Annotated in this window: 15 protein-coding genes and 1 other RNA gene; 11 read left to right on the forward strand and 5 right to left on the reverse strand. The window is 71.3% G+C overall.

Annotated features, from left to right (window positions below; all coding sequences use genetic code 11):
• Positions 1-7 precede the first annotated feature (7 nt).
• From alaS to citZ, 5 genes are all read left to right on the forward strand, one after another.
• Positions 8-2,788, forward strand: coding sequence for an alanine--tRNA ligase (gene alaS / locus DVK05_RS02710; protein WP_121561878.1), 2,781 nt, complete (start codon positions 8-10; stop codon positions 2,786-2,788).
• A 19-nt stretch (positions 2,789-2,807) separates the two neighbouring features.
• A complete protein-coding gene (locus DVK05_RS02715) occupies positions 2,808-3,611 on the forward strand; it encodes an alpha/beta fold hydrolase (RefSeq protein WP_121561879.1) in 804 nt (267 codons plus the stop codon).
• A gap of 107 nt (positions 3,612-3,718) precedes the next feature.
• Positions 3,719-4,435: a type 1 glutamine amidotransferase gene (locus DVK05_RS02720; RefSeq protein ID WP_121561880.1), complete on the forward strand. Its 717-nt coding sequence runs from the start codon at positions 3,719-3,721 to the stop codon at positions 4,433-4,435.
• Positions 4,436-4,528: 93 nt separating this feature from the next.
• Positions 4,529-6,418 (forward strand): PINc/VapC family ATPase, encoded by a 1,890-nt coding sequence (locus DVK05_RS02725; protein ID WP_121561881.1) that lies wholly within the window; start codon positions 4,529-4,531, stop codon positions 6,416-6,418.
• Between the two features lie 148 nt (positions 6,419-6,566).
• Positions 6,567-7,712: a citrate synthase gene (gene citZ, locus DVK05_RS02730; protein WP_121561882.1), complete on the forward strand. Its 1,146-nt coding sequence runs from the start codon at positions 6,567-6,569 to the stop codon at positions 7,710-7,712.
• Positions 7,713-7,805: 93 nt separating this feature from the next.
• Here citZ and DVK05_RS02735 read toward each other — a convergent pair whose 3' ends face one another.
• From DVK05_RS02735 to DVK05_RS02745, 3 genes are all read right to left on the reverse strand, one after another.
• Positions 7,806-9,041 (reverse strand): digeranylgeranylglycerophospholipid reductase, encoded by a 1,236-nt coding sequence (locus DVK05_RS02735; protein ID WP_121561883.1) that lies wholly within the window; start codon positions 9,039-9,041, stop codon positions 7,806-7,808.
• A gap of 218 nt (positions 9,042-9,259) precedes the next feature.
• Positions 9,260-10,123 (reverse strand): 2-oxoacid:ferredoxin oxidoreductase subunit beta, encoded by an 864-nt coding sequence (locus DVK05_RS02740; RefSeq protein ID WP_121561884.1) that lies wholly within the window; start codon positions 10,121-10,123, stop codon positions 9,260-9,262.
• Positions 10,124-10,126: 3 nt separating this feature from the next.
• Positions 10,127-11,884: a 2-oxoacid:acceptor oxidoreductase subunit alpha gene (locus DVK05_RS02745; protein WP_121561885.1), complete on the reverse strand. Its 1,758-nt coding sequence runs from the start codon at positions 11,882-11,884 to the stop codon at positions 10,127-10,129.
• A 382-nt stretch (positions 11,885-12,266) separates the two neighbouring features.
• Between DVK05_RS02745 and DVK05_RS02750 the strand changes: the two genes are divergently transcribed.
• Positions 12,267-12,911, forward strand: coding sequence for an FAD-dependent oxidoreductase (locus tag DVK05_RS02750; RefSeq protein WP_121561886.1), 645 nt, complete (start codon positions 12,267-12,269; stop codon positions 12,909-12,911).
• An 83-nt stretch (positions 12,912-12,994) separates the two neighbouring features.
• On the forward strand, positions 12,995-14,020 hold the full coding sequence (locus DVK05_RS02755) for an aldo/keto reductase (protein WP_121561887.1): 1,026 nt from the start codon (positions 12,995-12,997) through the stop codon (positions 14,018-14,020).
• 53 nt (positions 14,021-14,073) lie between these two features.
• Here the strand turns inward: DVK05_RS02755 and DVK05_RS02760 are convergent, their stop codons facing one another.
• Positions 14,074-14,532 carry a hypothetical protein gene (locus DVK05_RS02760; RefSeq protein ID WP_121561888.1) on the reverse strand — a complete coding sequence of 153 codons (459 nt, stop codon included), beginning with the start codon at positions 14,530-14,532 and terminating at the stop codon, positions 14,074-14,076.
• 147 nt (positions 14,533-14,679) lie between these two features.
• Here DVK05_RS02760 and DVK05_RS02765 point away from each other — a divergent pair, with 147 nt between their 5' ends.
• Positions 14,680-15,093, forward strand: coding sequence for a hypothetical protein (locus tag DVK05_RS02765; RefSeq protein WP_121561889.1), 414 nt, complete (start codon positions 14,680-14,682; stop codon positions 15,091-15,093).
• 120 nt (positions 15,094-15,213) lie between these two features.
• Positions 15,214-15,525, forward strand: an RNA gene (gene ffs, locus DVK05_RS02770) — signal recognition particle sRNA.
• 411 nt (positions 15,526-15,936) lie between these two features.
• Here ffs and DVK05_RS02775 read toward each other — a convergent pair.
• Positions 15,937-16,521, reverse strand: a complete 585-nt coding sequence (locus DVK05_RS02775; protein ID WP_121561890.1) for a GNAT family N-acetyltransferase — start codon at positions 16,519-16,521, stop codon at positions 15,937-15,939.
• A gap of 153 nt (positions 16,522-16,674) precedes the next feature.
• Here DVK05_RS02775 and DVK05_RS02780 point away from each other — a divergent pair, with 153 nt between their 5' ends.
• Together DVK05_RS02780 and DVK05_RS02785 are read left to right on the forward strand one after the other, a co-directional pair.
• Positions 16,675-18,561: an ATP-dependent DNA ligase gene (locus tag DVK05_RS02780; RefSeq protein ID WP_121561891.1), complete on the forward strand. Its 1,887-nt coding sequence runs from the start codon at positions 16,675-16,677 to the stop codon at positions 18,559-18,561.
• Positions 18,562-18,649: 88 nt separating this feature from the next.
• Positions 18,650-19,516: a hypothetical protein gene (locus DVK05_RS02785; RefSeq protein ID WP_121561892.1), complete on the forward strand. Its 867-nt coding sequence runs from the start codon at positions 18,650-18,652 to the stop codon at positions 19,514-19,516.
• The last annotated feature ends 17 nt before the right edge of the window (positions 19,517-19,533 follow it).

A 19,533-nucleotide genomic window follows, 5' to 3' on the forward strand; every position in this document is an offset into this window, starting at 1 on the left:
TCGTGTAATGAGCGATCTCGAAGCGGAGTACCGTCTCGATTACTTCGAGGAGGAGGGGTTCGAGCGCAAGGAGTGTCCCTCCTGTGGCGCGCACTTCTGGACCCGCGACGCGGAGCGAGAACTCTGCGGCGAGCCGCCCTGTGAGGACTACAGCTTCATCGACGACCCCGGCTTCCCGGAGGCCCGGTCGCTGTCGGAGATGCGCGAGGCGTTCCTCTCCTTTTTCGAGGAGCACGGCCACGAGCGGATCGACCCGTACCCGGTCGCCGCCAACCGCTGGCGCGACGACGTCCTCCTGACCCAGGCGTCCATCTACGACTTCCAGCCGCTCGTCACCTCCGGGCAGACGCCGCCGCCGGCGAACCCCCTCACCATCTCACAGCCCTGTATCCGGATGCAGGACATCGACAACGTCGGCAAGACGGGCCGTCACACGATGGCGTTCGAGATGATGGCCCACCACGCGTTCAACACGCGCGAGGAGGTCGAGGAAGACGAGTACGCCTACCACGGCGAGGTGTACTGGAAAGACGAGACGGTCCGGTACTGCGACGAGCTGTTCGAGAGCCTCGGGGCGAACCTCGAGGAGATAACCTACATCGAGGACCCGTGGGTCGGCGGCGGCAACGCCGGCCCCGCCATCGAGGTCATCTACAAGGGCGCCGAGCTGGCGACGCTCGTCTTCATGTGTATGGAGCAGGACCCCGACGGCGACTACGAGATGAAAGACGGGAACACGTACTCGTTCATGGACACGTACATCGTCGACACCGGGTACGGGTTAGAGCGGTGGACCTGGATGAGCCAGGGGACCGCGACGGTGTACGAGGCCGTCTACCCCGACGCCATCGAGTTCCTGAAGGACAACGCCGGGATCGAACACACCGAGGCGGAACGCGAGATCGTCCACCGCGCCGCGAAGCTCTCCGGCCGGCTCGACATCGACGACGTGGACGACGTGGAGGCGGCCCGCGGCGAGATCGCCGACCGGCTCGACGTCGACGTCGACCGGCTGCGCGAGCTGGTGGAGCCGCTCGAAGCGATCTACGCGATCGCCGACCACTCGCGGACGCTCGCGTACATGTTCGGCGACGAGATCGTCCCCTCGAACGTCGGCACGGGCTACCTCGCCCGCATGGTGTTGCGCCGGATGAAGCGGCTCGTCGACGAGGTGGGCGTCGACGCGCCCCTCGACGAGCTGGTCGACATGCAGGCCGACCGGCTCGGCTACGGGAACCGCGACACGATCCGCGAGATCGTCCGCAGCGAGGAGCGCAAGTACGAGCGGACCTTGGAGCGCGGCGCCCGGAAGGTCGAACAGCTCGCCGACGAGTACGCCGGCACCGGCGAGCCGATCCCGACCGAGGAGCTGCTGGAGCTGTACGACTCCCACGGGATCCAGCCCGACATGGTCGCCGACATCGCCGACGAGCGCGGCGCGACCGTCGACGTGCCCGACGACTTCTACGCGCTCGTCGCCGACCGGCACGAGGAGGGCGACGCCGCGGCGGCGGCCGACGAGCGCGACGAGCGGCTCGCCGACCTCCCCGAGACGGAGAAGCTGTTCTACGACGACCAAGGCCGGACCGAGTTCGAGGCGGTCGTCCTCGACGTGCTCGACGCCGAGGAGGGGTACGACGTGGTCTTGGACCAGACGATGTTCTACCCCGAGGGCGGCGGCCAGCCGGCCGACAGGGGCCAGCTGACGGTCGGCGAGACCACCGTCGACGTCACCGACGTCCAGGAGGTCGACGGGGTCGTCCTCCACCGCGCGGACGCGGACCCCGGCAAGGGCGAATTCGTCACGGGACAGGTCGACGGCGACCGCCGCGAGCGGCTCCGCGCGCACCACACCGCGACGCACCTCATCGGCCACGCCGCCCGGCAGGTGCTCGGCGACCACGTCCGGCAAGCGGGCGCCCAGAAGGGCACGGACTCGGCGCGGCTCGACGTGCGCCACTTCGAGCGCATCACCCGCGAGGACGTGAAGGCGATCGAGCGCGTCGCGAACGAGCTGATCCGGGACGACGTGCCCGTCCGGCAGGAGTGGCCCGACCGCAACGAGGCCGAGGCCGAGCACGGCTTCGACCTGTACCAGGGCGGCGTCCCGCCGGGAACGAACATTCGCCTGATCCACGTCGGCGACGCCGACGTCCAGGCCTGCGCGGGCACCCACGTCGACCGGACCGGCGAGATCGGCGCCGTGAAGGTGCTGAAGACGGAGCCCGTCCAGGACGGCGTCGAGCGGATCGCCTTCGCGGCCGGCGCCGCGGCGGTCGAGGCGACCCAGCGCACCGAGGACGCGCTGTACGACGCGGCCGAGGTGTTAGACGTCGACCCCCTCGACGTGCCCGACACCGCCGAGCGCTTCTTCGAGGAGTGGAAGGCGCGGGGGAAAGAGATCGAGTCGCTCAAAGAGGAGCTGGCGACCGCGCGCGCGTCGGGCGGCGCCGACGCCGAGGAGGTCGAGGTCGCCGGGACGACGGCGGTGATCCAGCGGCTCGACGGCGACGCCGACGAGCTGCGCGCGACCGCGAACGCCCACGTCGACGACGGGAAGGTCGCGGTGATCGGCAGCGGCGCCGACGGCTCCGCGAGCTTCGTCGTCGGCGTTCCGGACGGCGTCGACGTGAACGCCGGACAGGTCGTCTCGGAGCTCGCCGGCCGCGTGGGCGGCGGGGGCGGCGGCCCGCCGGACTTCGCGCAGGGCGGCGGTCCGGACGCGGACGCGCTGGACGACGCGCTCGACGCGGCGCCGGACGTCCTCCGCAACCTCCAGGAGGCCTGACGGCCCGCACGGACACCCCATGCCCCACGCGACCAACGCCGGCGTCGAGATCCGCTACGAGGTCGACGCGCCCGACGCGGGCGACCCCGACGAGGCGGTGGTGTTCTGCGGCGACGTCGGCCTCGGCGCGTGGCAGTTCGGCTGGCAACACGCCGCGCTGGCGGGGCCGCACACGGCGATCACGCCCGAGACGCGCGGCGTCGGCCGGTCGGACGCCCCGCCCGGCCCCTACGGGGTCGAGGCGCTCGCGGCCGACCTCGACGCGGTCTGTGCGGCCGAGGGGATCCGCAACGCCCACCTCGTCGGCTACGGCCTCGGCGGGATGGTCGCGCTGACGGCGGCGCTGGCCTCCTCGCGGCCGGCGAGCCTCGCCCTGATCGGGACGCCGCCCGCGGGCGACGCGTACAACCCCGCCGGCGTCTGGGCCGACCCGGGCGACCCGGCCGCGGTCGAGGGGTCGCTCTCCGGGCTGCTCTCGCCCGACTTCCGGCAGGCGCACCCGGACGCGGTCTCGCGGATCGCGGAGTGGCGCCTCGCCGAGGACGCCGACCGCGAGACGTACGCGGTCCACCGCGCCGCGGTCGAGGGGTTCGACCTGACCGACGGCCTCTTCGAGGTGACGACGCCGGCGTTGGTCGTCCACGGCACCGACGACACCGCCTGCCCGGTCACGGCCGGCGAGACGCTCGCCGAGGGGCTCCCGCGCGGGGAGTTCCACTCGATCGAGGGCGCCCGACACCTCGTCGGCGTCGAGGCGTCGGCCGCCGTCAACGACCTCCTCGTCGGGTGGCTCGCCGAACACGCGGGCGACCCGTTCGCGTAGGGCGGCAGGCGAACGCCGCGGTGCGGGCGGCGCGGGCACGTCAACGTCGGCGGCCGGCACGTCCGGCGCCGCAACCGTTTTGTGACTCTCGGCTCTCCGTTCGGTCGATGACCCGCCTCCGGTTCGCCCTGTTGAACGCCGCCCACGACGGCGCGAACACCCGTCGGAACTTCCGCCGCGAGATCGACGCCGACCTCGTCGAGTTCGACGCCGTCGACGGCGACCTCCCCGACCACACCGAGTTCGACGGCGTCGTCGTGACCGGATCGCGCTCGTCGGTCTACTGGGACGAGGCGTGGATCCCGCCGCTCGTCGACTACGTCGCCGAGGCCGCCGACGCCGGCGTCCCGGTCCTCGGCGTCTGTTACGGCCACCAGGTGCTCGCGGAGGCGCTCGGCGGCCGCGTCGCCGGGATGGACGGCTTCGAGATCGGCTACAACGAGATCCGGCAGGTGCGCGACGACCCGCTGTTCAAGGGGATCGGCGAGACGTTCACGGCCTTCACGACCCACGGCGACGCGGTGGTCGAACTGCCGCCGTCCGCCACGCTGCTGGCCGAGAACGACCGCGGCGTCCACGCGTTCCGCGACGGGCACTGCTGGGGCGTCCAGTTCCACCCCGAGTACGACGCCGAGACCGCCCGCGACGTGACGGACGGCAAGCGCGACCAGATCGGCGACGCGCGCGTCGACGCCGTCCTGGAGTCGATCACCCCCGAGGCGTACGACGCCGCCTGCGAGGCGAAGGCGCTGTTCGAGAACTTCACCGCCTACGCCGAGCGGCTGGCGGCCGAGCGAGCGGAGCGGGCCGCCGCGGACGACTGAGCCGGACGGGCGGCCGCGGTCGGTCCCTTCCGCCCGTCGCCGGCGCGGCCCCCGGTCGAACACCCTTATACGGTTCCCGTCCCGAACCTCGGTATGAACGTAGTACCGGACACGAGCGCGGTCGTCGACGGCCGCGTGTCCGAACGCGTCGCGGACGGGACCTACGAGTCGGTCACCGTGTTCGTCCCGGAGGCGGTCGTCGGCGAGCTCGAGTCGCAGGCGAACGACGGGCTCGAATCGGGCTGGGACGGGCTGAGCGAGCTGAAGCGGCTCGCCGACTACGCCGACGGCGGCCGGATCGAGCTGCGGTACGTCGGCGAGCGCGCGAGCGGCGACGCCCGCTCGAACGCCCACGAGGGCGACGTGGACGCGCTGATCCGCGACCTGGCCGCCGACCACGACGCGACGCTACTGTCGAGCGACGTGGTCCAGGCCGAGGTCGCCCGCGCGAAGGGGCTCGACGTCGAGTACGTCGAGCCGGTCGCCCGCGGCGTCGTTGACGAGCTCCCGATCCAGGACTTCTTCACCGACGAGACGATGTCGGTCCACCTCAAGACGGGGACCGTCCCGAAGGCGAAGCGCGGGAGCCTCGGCGAGATGCGCTACGTCGAGATCGCCGACGAGCCGAGCGAGGAGGCCCAGATGCGCGAGTGGGCCAACTCGATCGTCGATCTGGCCCGCCAGTCGAACGAGGGCTTCATCGAGCTCTCGGACGACGGGATGGACATCGTCCAGTTCCGCAACTACCGGATCGCGGTCGCCCGGCCGCCGTTCGCCGACGGCATCGAGATCACCGCGGTCAGACCGATCGCCAAGACGAGCCTCGACGACTACGAGTTCGCCGACGAGCTCCGCGAGCGGTTCCGAGAGCGCAAGCGCGGCGTGCTCATCTCCGGGTCGCCCGGGGCGGGGAAGTCGACGTTCGCGCAGGCGGTCGCCGAGTTCCTGAACGACAGCGACTACGCGGTGAAGACGATGGAGAAGCCGCGCGACCTCCAGGTCGGCCCGGAGATCACGCAGTACGGCGCGCTCGGCGGCGCGATGGAGAACACCGCCGACTCGCTCCTCTTAGTCCGCCCCGACTACACCATCTACGACGAGGTCCGGAAGACGAACGACTTCGAGGTGTTCTCGGACATGCGGATGGCCGGCGTCGGGATGGTCGGCGTCGTCCACGCCTCCCGCGCTATCGACGCGCTCCAGCGGCTCGTCGGCCGCGTCGAGCTCGGGATGATCCCCCAGATCGTCGACACCGTCGTCTACATCGAGGCCGGCGAGGTCCACACCGTCTACGACGTGACCACCGAGGTGAAGGTGCCCGCCGGGCTCACGGCCGAGGACCTCGCCCGCCCGGTCATCCAGGTGTCGAACTTCGAGACGGGCCGCCCCGAGTACGAGATCTACACGTTCAACCGCCAGGTCGTCACGGTGCCGCTGAACGAGGACGGCGGCGAGGCGGACGGCGACTCCGGCGTCGGCCGCATCGCGAAGAAAGAGATCGAACGCGAGATCAAGTCGGTCGCGCACGGCCACGTCGACGTGGAGCTCAACGGCGACGACGAGGCGGTCGTCTACGTCACCGAGGGCGACATCGGCACCGTGATCGGGAAGGGCGGCGGCCGCATCGCCGACATCGAGAGCCGGCTCGGGATCGACATCGACGTCCGGACGCACGACGAGAAGCCCGGCGGGTCGGGCCCGGGCGCACCGGGCGGCGCCGCCGACAACGGCCGCGGCGACGGGCAGGTCGGCGCCGAGCGCGGGACGGTGGTCGCGCCGGAGATCACCTCGCGCCACGTCGTCATCGACGTCGACGACGGCGTCGGCGAGACGGTGGAGGTGCGCGCCGACGGCGAGTACCTCTTCACCGCCACCGTCGGCCGCGGCGGCGAGGTCCAGGTCTCCCGGGGCTCCGCCATCGCCGAGGAGCTGGAGGACGCGATCGACCGGAACCGCACGGTGACGGTCGTTCCGGCGCGGTAAGCGGGGACCGTCCCCGGTCGGTCGCGCCGCGAGCCGGACGTTTCCGAACGCTGTCACGCCGTCGGACGACGCGGCGGGGTACCACGATCGTCGTAACGTATCCCTCCTGAAAGATAACGCTTTTTTGACGGCCTTGACAACTCGGGGTATGGCAGATGAGTTAAAACGCGGGCTCGAGGGCGTCCTCGTCGCGGAGTCGGATCTGAGCTACGTCGACGGCGAGGTCGGAAAGCTCGTGTATCGGGGGTACGACATCGAGGACCTCGCGCGCGGCGCGAGCTACGAGGAGGTGCTGTACCTGCTGTGGCACGGCTCGCTCCCCAGCGCCGCGGAGCTCGACTCGTTCGCCGCCGACCTCGCGGCGGAGCGCGAGGTGAACGACGACGTCATCGAGACGGTCCGCGCGCTCGCGGACGCCGGCGAGCGGCCGATGGCCGCGCTCCGGACCGCCGCGTCGATGCTGTCGGCGTACGACCCCGACGCCGAGGGCGACGACGACGGCGAGGCCACCCTCCGTCAGGGCCGCCGGATCACGGCGAAGATCCCGACGGTCCTCGCCGCGTTCGAGCGCGTCCGTCAGGGCGAGGAGCCGGTCGCCCCCGACCCGGACCTCTCGCACGCCGGGAACTTCCTCTACATGCTCACCGGGACCGAGCCCGACGCCGTGAGCGAGGAGACGTTCGACATGGCGCTCACGCTCCACGCCGACCACGGGCTCAACGCCTCCACGTTCACCGCGATGGTGATCGGCTCGACGATGGCCGACGTCTACTCCGGCGTCACCGGCGGCATCGGCGCGCTCTCCGGTCCCCTCCACGGCGGGGCCAACCAGGACGTGATGGAGGTGCTCCACGAGATCGACGCCTCCGCGAAGGACCCCGTCCAGTGGGTGAAAGACCGGCAGGACGACGGCGGGCGCATCCCCGGGTTCGGGCACCGCGTCTACAAGGTGAAAGACCCCCGCGCGAAGATCCTCGAAGAGAAGCTCCGCGACCTCGCCGAGTCGTCCGGCGACACGAAGTGGCTCGACTACACCACCGCCATCGAGGAGTACCTCACCGACCAGGGGCTCGTCGAGAAGGGGATCGCCCCGAACGTCGACTTCTACTCCGGCTCCGTCTACGACTCGCTCGGCATCCCGCTCGACATGTACACGCCCATCTTCGCGATGAGCCGGGTCGGCGGGTGGATCGCCCACGTCGCCGAGTACCAGGAGGACAACCGCCTCATCCGTCCGCGCGCTCGGTACACCGGCCCCGAGGACGCCGAGTTCGTCCCCATCGACGAGCGATAGCGACCGCGACCGACGCGGTCCGTCGCCCGACGCGCTTTCTCTCTTTCAGCGTCACGGACGCTTCGACGCCGTCGCAGACCCCTTGACGGCGTCTCAGACGTCGAGTCGCTCGCGGGCGAACTTCGTGAGCAGCGGGATGTCGTCGAGGTGAAGCAGCTTCGCCATCGCGCGCTTGTCGCCCTGGTTCGCCCGTTCGAGGGTGTTCTCCTCCGCCTCCTTGAGGTCGCGCATGAACCGGTCGTAGCGCTCGTTGGGCGCGAGGTACAGCAGCCGCGTGAGCATCAGCCGCGCCTTCATCCGCGGGGCCACGTCGCGGTGCCACAGCCGCTCGTACACCGCGAGGCTCTCGGCGTCGAGGCGACGCTCCGAGTCCGTGAGACACCGGTCAACGGTGGCCGCCGCGGCGCGGGCGGACTTCATGCCCTTGTGGATCCCCTCGCCCCACAGCGGGTCGATGGTCGGCACGGTGTCCCCGATCGCGAGGAAGCGGTCCGTGTGCATCTCGTCGGGCATCTGGATGTGCGCGGAGCCGCGGTGGACCTTCCCGTCGATGCGCTCGGCGTCGGCGAACCGCGGGTCGCGGCTCACCCAGTCGTCGAGGTAGCCGTCGACGGTCTTGCCCGCCTCGGCGAACTCGCGGTGGCGGTCGTTCTGGATGTAACAGATGCCGACCTTCGCGGTGTCCTCGCCGGTCGCGAAGATCCACGAGTAGCCGCCCGGCGCGATGTCGTGGTCCAGGCGGAGCATCATCGCCCGTCGGAGGTCCGCGTACTCCGGGTGGTTCATCTCGACGCCCTCCATCTCGTACTCGATGCCGATCGCCTGGTTCTCGCGTTCGAGGTCGACGACGTCGAGCGCGCTCGCGAGCGGCGCGGCCGGGCCGGTCGCGTCGATCACCACGTCGGCGTACACCTCCTCGTCGCCGTTGTACCGCACCCCCTCGATGACGCCGTCGTCGTCGAGGATCGGCCGGGAGACGCGCGCGTCGAAGCGGTACTCGGCGCCGTTCTCGCGGCCGTCCTCGACGAGGAACCGCTTGAAGTCGGCGAACTCCAACACCGCTCCGGGCTGGTAGCTCTCGTAGTACTCGTTGGGCGACTCCAGCACCACGTCGTCGGTGTAGGACATCACGACGTCGTCGGGGATCCCGAACGAGGACATCATCGACGGGAACGTGCCGGCGGTCGACTTGTTGCTCTGTCGCGGGAACTCGTCTTCCGACTCCGTCTCTAAGACGACGACGTCGTAGTCGCGCGTCGCCAGGTCGCGGGCGCACTGCGCGCCCGCCGGCCCGGCGCCGGCGATAGCGACGTCGTAGCGATCAACCATACACGCCAGTTGCGGACCCTCCTAATTAGGCTTGCTGAAACCCGACGGAAAATACGTGCGAACCCCCTCGTTCGCCCGGTTTTGGCCGTCGAGAGAGGTCGGAATGCGGGCGGGTTCGGCGGGCGTTCGCGGTCGGCTCCGACCCTCCGAGCGCGAGCGGAGTAGGACCCTTTGCGCGAGGGTCGATCCGGGCCCCGGCGGCGGGCCCGCGGTCCGGTTCAGTAGAACTCGCGGACGAGGTCCGTCGCGCCCTCGGGGGCGCCGTCCGGGAGCACGGACATGTCCTCGTCGACGCCGTGCTGCTCGTGGTACGGCACCGACGACTCGTCCTTGTAGATGACGCCCTGGTGTTCCTTCTCGTTGTCGAGGATGACGTCCTTCGCCGCCTCGCGGTCGGTCGGGTCGTGGTCCGCCTCCTTCAGGTCGACCAGCGAGTCGCGGAAGTAGTCGTAGGTGTCGACGTCGTTGAAGGTGACGCACGGCGAGTAGACGTTGACGAAACCGAACCCGTCGTGCTCGATGGCCTCCTGGATGATCTCCTGGTGGCGGAGCGCGTCCGAGGAGAACGACTGCGCGATGAACGTCGCGCCCGAGGCGAGCGCCAGCGCGTGCGGGTTCACCGGGGGCTGTTTCGGCCCTTCGGGGCTCGTCGACGTCTCGAAGTCCTCGCGGGAGGTCGGGGAGGCCTGGCCCTTCGTCAGCCCGTAGATGCGGTTGTCCATCACGACGTACGTCATGTCGACGTTGCGCCGGACGGCGTGGACGAAGTGGCCCGCGCCGATGGAGTAGCCGTCGCCGTCGCCGCCGGCGACCATCACTTCGATGTCGGGCCGGGCCATCTTGACGCCGGTCCCGACGGGGAGCGCGCGCCCGTGAACGCCGTGGAGCGCGTAGCTGTGCATGTACGTGCCGATCTTCCCGGAACAGCCGATGCCGGCGACGACGAAGGTGTTGTCGGGGTCGTTCCCCGTCTCCGCGAGCGCCTTCATCATCCCGTTCATCGTCCCGAAGTCGCCGCATCCCGGGCACCACGTCGGCTGCTTGTCGGACTTGAAGTCGGTGAATCGAATGTCTGAGCTCATTGGTTACGCCTCCACCCCCGCTTCGAGGGTCGACTTGATCTCCGCTGCGAGTTCGTCGGCCTTGAACCGCACGCCGTTGTACTTGTTCACGCGGTCGACCCGTTCGAGCACGTCGTGCTCGACGAGGTCCGCGAACTGCCCCTGCTCGTTACACTCGACGACGACCGTCGTCTCGGCCGCCGCCACGTCCTCCGAGAGGTCCGGCCGCGGGAAGATGTACGGGACCGAGAGGACCCGCACGTCCTGGCCCTCCTCGTCGAGGATGTCGACCGCCTCGGCGAGCGCGCCCTCGTTCGACCCCCAGGTGATGACGAGGTCGTCGGCGTCCGCGTCGCCGAACTCGCGCGGGCTCCAGTCCTCGCGCTCGCGGGCCGTCTCCACCTTCCGGTTGCGCTTGTCGACCTGCGCGACGCGCATGTCGGTGTCCTCGGTCCGGCGGCCCTGCTCGTCGTGTTCGAGGCCGGTGGACATGTGCGCGCCGTCGGCCGTGCCGGGGAACGCCCGCGGCGAGATCCCGTCGTCGGTGATCTCGTGGGGCTGGAAGCCGCCCGACTCGCTCATGTGGTCGTCGATCGTCGTCTCGTCGACGACGTTCCCGCGGTCGACCTCCACCTCGTCCATGTCGAAGGTGTCCGGGGAGAACGTCTGCTCGGTGACCGCCATCGAGAGGTCGGCGGTGAGGTAGACGGGGACCTGGTACTTCTCGGCGAGGTTGAACGCCTCGACCGTCTTCCAGAAGCACTCGTCGATGGTGGTCGGCGCGAGGACGAACCGCGGCACCTCGCCGTGGCCGCCGTACAGCATCTGATTCAAGTCGCCCTGCTCCTGTTTCGTCGGCATCCCCGTCGAGGGGCCCGAGCGCATCACGTTACAGATGACGAGCGGCGTCTCCGAGGTGGCGATGAGCCCGAACGTCTCGGTCATCAGGTCGATCCCCGGCCCGGAGGTCGCCGTCATCGCGCGGGCGCCGCCGCGGGCCGCGCCGAGCGCCATGTTGATCGCCGACAGCTCGTCTTCCGCCTGGACGACGTGGCCGCCGTACCGCTCGATGCGGCCGGTGAGGTACGTCATCACGTCGGTCGCGGGCGTGATCGGGTAGCCGGCGTAGAAGCGGCAGCCGGCCGCGATGGCGCCCATGCCGATCGCCTCGTCGCCGTTGAGGAGGACGTAGTCCTCGTCGGTGGTCTCCAGCGAGTAGTCGAACTCGTGGTCGTACTCCTCGGCGACGTACGACTGCCCCGCGCGGGCCGCCTCCTTGTTGTTGTCGACGAGCTTCTGTCCCTTGTCCTTGAACCGCTTTTCCAGCGCCGAGTCGAGGTTCTCGATGGGGAACTCCGCCACCTCGCAGGCGGCGCCGAGCGCGACGACGTTCCGCATGATCGCCCCGCCGGCCTCCTCGGCCAGGCTCTTGAGCGGCACGTCGAGGCCGATCATCCCCTCGGGGATCTCGACGTCCTGCATCGTCGTCCGCTCGCCGTCGTAGATGATCACCGACCCCTCGTGGAGCTCGTCGAGGTTCTCCTCGATCGTCCGGGGCGTCAACGCGATGAGCACGTCGAGCCGGTCAACGACGCTCTGTACCTTGTCGACGGAGGTCCGCACCTTGTAGGCGGTGTACCCGCCTCGGATCCGCGATGCGAAGTCCTTCGACGTGAACACGTGCCGACCCGCGCGGGAAAGCGCCTGTGCGAAGATCTTTCCCGTCGAGTCGATGCCGTCGCCGGCCTCCCCGCCGACAGCCCAGTTGAAATCCGCAGCCATGTGCTATGGGCAAGGTTCCGGCGGACTCATCAAAAGGCTTCTGGAAGGAGCCACCGACACGTTTCTGGACGAACGTGTCCGCTCTCGCGAATATTGTCGCCTCTAAGCTGCTATATCGGATTTGAATGGAGCATAATTAAACATACGTTCACCAAATTCCTCACGATCGACCCCTCGCGTCGGACCGGTTTTCGACGACCGTCGAATACTCTCGGTCGGGAACGGGCCCGCGACGCGGCGACGGGCGCGTCGACTCGAACAGATGAGCGCGTCCGCGCAGCTCCGGAGGTATCGGTTGAGCCGCCCCGGAGGAACCGGTTTCGACACGGGCAGGACCGACGCCGACGGGAAGGCGTTTGTGTCTCCCCCGCCGATCCGGGGTATGGACACGACAGCGACGGTTGAGTCGGTCGAGCGGGTGGGTCCCGACACGTACGCCCTCCGCTTCACCGCGCCCGAGGGGTTCGCGGCCGAACCCGGACAGTTCGTGAAGCTCGGCACCGAGATCGACGGCGAGTCGGTCGCCCGCTTCTACACACTCTCGTCGCCCCGCGTCGGCGAGGCCTTCGAGGTCACCGTCGGGATCGACCCCGACGAGGGCGGCGACTTCTCGGCGTTCCTCTCGGACGCCGAGGCCGGCACCGAGATGACCCTCTCCGGGCCGTTCGGCGACCAGCACTACGACGGCGAGCCCCGCGCCGTCGTGATCGCGGGGGGTCCCGGGGTCGGCCCCGCGGTCGCCATCGCGGAGCGCGCGCTCGACGAGGGCGCCGAGGCCGCGGTCGTCTACCGCGACGACGACGTCGCCCACGCCGACCGGATCGACGCGCTCCGCGAGCGCGGCGCCGCGGTCCGCCTCCTGGACGCGGACGATCCCCTGACCGACGCCGTCGCCGACGTGCTCACCGGGGCGGCCGGGGAAACGGTGTTCGTCTACGGGTTCGCCGACCTCGTCGCGGACGCGGAGGCCGCGGTCGACGCGGCCGGCGGCGACGCCGACGCCGCGAAGGTCGAGAACTTCGGGTAGTCGCGGTCCCCCGGACGGCGCCCTCCCGCGCGCTCCCCGCCGGTGCCGCCACGCTTTACCCACCCCGCGCGAGAGTGGCGCGTATGGACTACCGACGGCTCGGGAACACCGGACTCAGCGTCTCGGAGCTCTGCTTCGGCACGTGGCGGTTCGGGCGCGAGACGAACGGCGTCGAGGAGACCGGCCGCGAGGAGTCGCACGAGCTCCTCGACGCGGCCGCGGACCGCGGGATCAACTTCATCGACACGGCCAACGTGTACGGGACGCCGAACGGCAAAAGCGAGACGTACATCGGCGAGTGGCTCGCCGACCGCGACCGCGAGGACTACGTCATCGCCTCGAAGGTGTACTTCCCGTTCGACGGCCGCGGCGAGCCCGGTCCCAACGACTCGGGGCTCGGCCGCAAGCACATCCGCGCGCAGGTCGAGGGCACCCTCGACCGGCTCGGGACGGACTACCTCGACGTCTACTACATCCACCGCTGGGACGACGAGACGCCCATCGAGGAGACGATGCGCGTGCTCGACGAGCTGGTCGCCGAGGGGAAGGTCCACCACCTCGGCGCCTCGACGATGGCGGCCTGGCAGCTGACGAAGGCGCAGTGGACCGCCGACGTCAACGGCTACGCCTCCTTCGACGTGGTCCAGCCGCTCCACCACGCGGGCTACTACGAGGACGTGAAGGAGTACCTCGACGTCTGTATCGACCAGGACCTGGCGGTCTGCCCGTACTCCCCGCTCGCGGGCGGGTTCCTCACCGGGAAGTACGAGCGCGCTGACCCCGACGACCCGGAGCAGGTGATCGCGCCCGACGGCTCCCGCGCGAGCTTCGACGACCGGTTCGAGCGTTTCTACCTCTCCGAGCGCGGTTGGAAGGTGCTCGACGCGGTCCGGGAGGTCGCAGACGAGCTCGACGCGACGCCCGCGCAGGTCGCGCTGGCGTGGCTCACCGAGTGGGACGAGTTCACCTGCGTCCCCATCGTCGGCGCGCGGACGGTCGACCAGCTCGACGAGAACGTCGCGGCCGCCGACCTCGACCTCTCGGACGAGCAGTGGGACCGGATCATGGACGCGCGCTACGACCCCGACGGGAACCTCTGGGGCCACTGAGCGGTCCGCGGACGTAAGGCGGGTCCGACGACTCCGCGCGAGCGCGCTGCCGGCTACGCCTCGAAGTCGGGCAGGTCGTCCGGCGCCTCGAAGTCGGCCTCCCAGTCGATGTACTCCTCCTTGAGCGTCTCGCAGACGATCTGTCCCAGCTCCGTGAGCCCGGCGTTGATCGCGGAGACGGTGCCCCACGAGTCGAGGTCGGGATGGAGGTCGCGCTCCTTCCAGTCCTCGGGAAGGCCCGGCGCGTGGTAGCCGACGCGGTCGGCGAAGTCGTCCCAGAAGAAGTCGAACCGGGAGACTAGTCCGAGGTCGACGGCGATCTGCCAGTCGTCTTCGTCCATGTCGCTGCCGGCGGCCCACTCCCCGAACGCCTCCTCCCACGCGCCCTCGCGCAGGAACGCTTCGAGCTCGTCGCGGCGGTACTCGCCGCCCGCCACCTCGGCGTCCTCGTACTCGTTCGGGTCGACGGCGGCGAGTTCGGGGGGGTCCGGCGGCTCGACGTTCAGTGTCATGCCCTACGATGGGCGCCGATGAGGCAAAACCCTACGGGAACGGGGCGCACCGAGCCGCCTCCCCGATCACGCGACGTGCTGGCCCGTTACGCCCGTCCGCCGCGACCGATCCGGTCCTTTTACCGCGGCGCCGTCCCGAGGGCCGGTATGGACCTCCGCGCCGTCTCGCGTCGCGTCGGGATCGCCGCCGCCGTGGTCACCGTCGTCGCGCTCGTCGCGCCGTACGCGGTCATCACGGGGCCGGAGTACACGGCCCAGCTGGCGACGTACTACGCCTCCGGCGTCGTCGGCTGGGGCGGCATCGCGCTGTTCGCCCTGCTGTCCGCGGTCGTGATCGCCTCCGTCGAACGCGGGAACGTCGACCCCGGAACGCTCGCGGGCGTGGCGGTCGTCCTCGGCGTCGCCACGACCGCGAGCGCCGCGAGCTGGGCGCTGGCCGTCGAGCCGAGCCCGGTGTTCCGCGACCACCTCTGGCTCGTGTGGCACGCGCGCGTCGTCGTCGCGCTCTCCGTTCCCGTCCCGCTCGCCGCCGCGGCGTACGCTCGGGGCCTCCTGACGTAGTCGCGCCCCCTGCTCCGCGACGCCCCGCTCCGTCTCGCCCCGCCCCGCCCTGCCCCGCCCTGCCCCGCCTCGACGGCGCCCGCCGAACGAAAGGCCCTTATGCCGCACCCGAATATCGTCGAACGGACTAGGTCGGGCGGTTAGGCCCCGCTCGTCACCCGTGAGGCAGTCTTCAGCGGGGACCGAACAGCGGGCACGTCCGGTCAGACCGGCACGGGCCCCGAGAGCCAACGTGGAAGCCTCGTCCGCCGGGGACAGCGGTCCGTGGCGCCCGCTCGCAGGAGCGGTCCGTCGCGGTTCGTCGGCGACACCGGGTCAGGCGCGGAAGCGAGCAGCCCACCGCCGGACGCCCGTCGCTCGTCGGGTCGCGGGGTGGAGGAGGCAATCGGGATACCCCGTGACGGAACGTCGGGCTACCCCGCCTGTCCGCCATTCATACCGATTATCGTTCGCTGAGTGGCGACGATACGACGTTGTTGTCGCCGGCGTGAGCGTCGAACTCGCGAGCGGTTGTTTATAAATGAACGCCGTCTGCGCGGAGTTCTGTGTATAAACAATCGACGTCGCCGCCGCGAACACCCCCGAAGCCCCAGCCGCGCGGCCGCCGTACGCTCGCTGTGCTCCTCGGTCGCTCACTCCGTTCGCTCCCTGCGGTGCTTGCGTCGCCTACGCCGGCCGCGCGACTGCCCCTTCGAGTCCCGCCCCCGCACCGCACGGCACCTCACGCCTCCCCAGCCTCGCGGCTCCCTACGGTCGCCGCGTCCCTCGCGCGTGCTCCTCGCGGCCGCCGAGGGCGGCCGCTCGCCGGCACGCGCCAGACCTCAAAAGCAGTTGTATCGCGACTCAGCGACCGGTGTCGTACTTGTACGTCGCCGAGTCCGGGTCGATGCCGAAGTCCTCGGCGGACTCCTCGGGCTCGTCGTCGCCGGTCGGCTCGGCGTCTTTGAACGCCTTCCGGAGGGAACTCGGCATCTCGAAGGCGTCGACGGCCAGTTCGAGGCCGACGACCCCGCCGCCGAGGAACTCCCGCTTCTCCGTCAGGCGGTCAGAGAGCGCGGGCGGGAGGTCGTCGGTGTCGACGCGCTCGAAGCCGAACTGCGTGAGGTAGTCGGGCTGGTCGGTGAGGACGTACACCGTCTCGAACCCGTCCGCGGCCGCGGTGTCGACGAGGCGCTCGACGACGTGCGCCCCGACGCCGCGCCGGCGCCACTCCGGGAGGACGCCGATGCCGGTGAGCTCGATCCGGTTGGCCTCGTCCTCGTCGCCGCGGTGGAGGCGGAGGCGGCCGAACCCCGCCCGGTCGCCGGACTCCTCGTCGACCGCGATCACGTAGTCCCGTGACCGGAAGGCGACGTCGTCGAGCCCCAACTGCTCGATGGCGTCCAACAACCACGCCTCGTCACGGTTTTTGGCGTCGCGGACGTACATGAACGCTCGTACGAGACCGGAGGTGAAAAGCGGTTCCCCGCGGCCCCCGTCCGCCGGCGTCCCCCGCCGCGACGCGGATCCGCTCGCCCACCGCGCCCCGCCGCGCACGGCGCATCGGGCCGCTTTTGCCCCCCGCCCACCGACCGGACGCGTATGGAGTTCGCCGCGCTGGCCGAACGGGCGGAACGGGTGGCCGCGAACGACGGCGACATCGAGACCACGCTCGCGGTCGCCGACCTGCTCGCGGACGCCGGCGGCGCCGCGGACGACGGCTCGACCGACGACCTCCCGGTCGTCGTCCGCTTCCTCCTCGGTCGCGTCTTCCCCGCCCACGACACCCGGACCCTCGACGTGGGCCCCGCGCTCTGCCGCGAGGCCATCGCCCGCGCGGCGGGGCAGAACGTCTCGGCCGCCGACGTGGAGGACCGCCTCGCGGAGCGCGGCGAGATCGGCGCCGTCGCGGCCGAGTACGACCTCGGCGGCCAGCGGGGGCTCGCCGCGTTCGGGAGCGGCCGCGACGCGCTCACCGTGGCCGCGCTCGACGAGGAACTGCGCGACCTCGCGGCCGCGAGTGGGGAGGGAAGCGAGTCGCGCAAGCGGGACGCGCTGTTCGGCCTGTTCACGCGCTGTTCGCCGAGCGAGGCGGCGTTCCTCGCCCGCCTCGTCCTCGGCGAGATGCGGCTCGGCGTCGGCGAGGGGACGGTCCGCGACGCGGTCGCGGAGGCGTTCCTCGCGTCGCCCGCGCCGCCTGAAGAAGACGGAGCGACCGGAGCGGAGCCCGAACTCGCCGCGCCCGACGACGCGGTCGCGGCCGTCGAGCGGGCGCTCCAGGTGACGAACGACTACGGCCGGGTCGCGGTCCGCGCCCGCGACGAGGGGGTCGCGGGGCTCCGCGAGGAGTCGCTGCGCGTCGGGCGGCCGGTCCAGGCGATGCTCGCGCAGGCGGGCACCGCGACCGACGCGGTCGACGCCTTCGGCGAGGTCGCCGTCGAGACCAAGTTCGACGGCGCCCGCGTTCAGGTCCACTACGACTCCGGAGGCGACGACGGAGCGGGCGGCGCCGACGCCGCGGCCGGCGGCGACGGGGCGCTCGGACCGAGGCTCTACTCGCGGAACATGGACGATGTGACCGAGGCGCTCCCCGAGATCGTCGAGTACGTCGCCGAGCGCGTCGACGTCCCGGTCATCCTCGACGGCGAGGTCGTCGCGGTCGACGACGACGGCGACCCGCTCCCGTTCCAAGAGGTGTTGCGCCGCTTCCGTCGGAAACACGACGTCGACCGCATGCGCGAGGCGGTCTCGCTGCGGCTCCACGCGTTCGACTGCCTCCACGCCGACGGCGACGACCTGCTCGACCGCCCGCTCCGCGAGCGGCACGACCGGCTCCGGGCGGTCCTCCCGGACGCCGCCGCGGACCTCACGCTCGCGGACGACCCCGAGGCGATCGCGGCCGCGGAGCGGGCCGCGCTCGACGCGGGCCACGAGGGCGTCATGCTGAAGAACCCGGACGCGGCGTACACTCCGGGCGACCGCGGGCGCGACTGGCTGAAGCGCAAGCCGGACGTGGAGACGCTCGACGCGGTCGTCGTCGGCGCCGAGTGGGGCGAGGGGCGCCGCGCGGAGCTGTTCGGCACGTTCCTCCTCGCCGTCCGCGACGACGGGGGGGACGCGAGCGACGCAGCGGAGCGTGACGTAGCGGGCCGTGACGCAGCGGAGCGTGACGCGGCCGACCGCGACGCCGACGCCCCCGTGCCGGCGGGGTACGCGACGGTCGGCAAGGTGGCCACGGGGATCACCGACGAGGCGCTGGCGGACCTCACCGAGCGGCTGGAGCCGCACGTCGTCGACGAGACGGGGACGACGGTCGCGTTCGACCCCGAACTGGTGGTCGAGGTCGGCTACGAGGAGATCCAGACCTCGCCGACGTACTCGGCCGGCTACGCCCTCCGGTTCCCGCGGTTCGTCGGCGTCCGCGAGGACAAGGAGGTCGACGACGCCGACTCGCTCGCCCGGGTCCGTCGGCTCGCCGGCGACGACTGAGCCGCGGCCGACGGGCCGGCGGCGACGCGACCGCCCCCGGCGTTCCGCCACGCGAAACCCCTTGACCCCTCGGCGCGTAGTGACGCCCATGCCAGGCCCGCTCGGCGACGCGACGCGGCGCGACCTCACCGACGCGGCCGCCGCCCGGCTCGCCGCCGACGGGTTCGCGGTCGACCGCCCGGAGAGCGGCGCCGAGCCACCGGCGGTCGCGGCCCGCGGCGACGAGCGGATCGCGGTCGAGCCGCTCGCGCCCGACGACGCGACGCCGACCGTGATCGTCTCGCGGCTCGGCCACGCGCTCGACCGCGACCGCAGCGTCCTGTTCGTCGCCCGCGACGACGCCACCGCGGCCGCCGTGCGCGACCTCCTCGCCGACCCGCCGCTGCTGGCCGCGCGCCGCGACGGACGGCGGACCTTCCACCTCGGGCCGGACCGGATCCCGGTCGCCGGCGGCGGCTACGCCTGCGTCCGCGCGGAGGGGCTCGGCGAGCCGACGTTCGCGTGGCGCGAGACGGACACCCCGGTCGGCCCGGTGACGGCGGACTCGGGGGTCGACGCCGCCGCGGTCGACGAGGCGGGCCGCCCGGTCGTCCCGCGGCTCGTCTGCGAGGTCGACGGGACTCCCGTCGCGGTCCTCGCCGGCGTCGAGAGCCTCCGGACGCCCCCCGACGAGGCGTTCCCGTTCGCGTACCGCCGCGACCCGGACGACAAGCGCTTCCGGGTCCGCCGGGGCGACGACGGTGCGGTCGTCGAGACGCTCGGCGGGTTCGGGGCGATGCGCGACGCCGGGTACGTCCCGGTCCCGATGCCGCTCGTCCCGGAGCACGCGCTGGGGCGCTCGCTCGACGACGACGCGCTCGCGGCGGCGTGGGACCTGGTCGTGATCGACGACGGGGTCGACGCGGCCGGCGGGACGCGCGGCGCGGGCGACGACGTCGGCGACCGCGACCGATAGCCACCCTCAAGGCGCCC

The sequence above is a fragment of the Halorubrum sp. Atlit-8R genome (assembly GCF_003666025.1).
In the GTDB taxonomy this organism is placed as follows: Archaea; Halobacteriota; Halobacteria; order Halobacteriales; family Haloferacaceae; genus Halorubrum; species Halorubrum salinarum.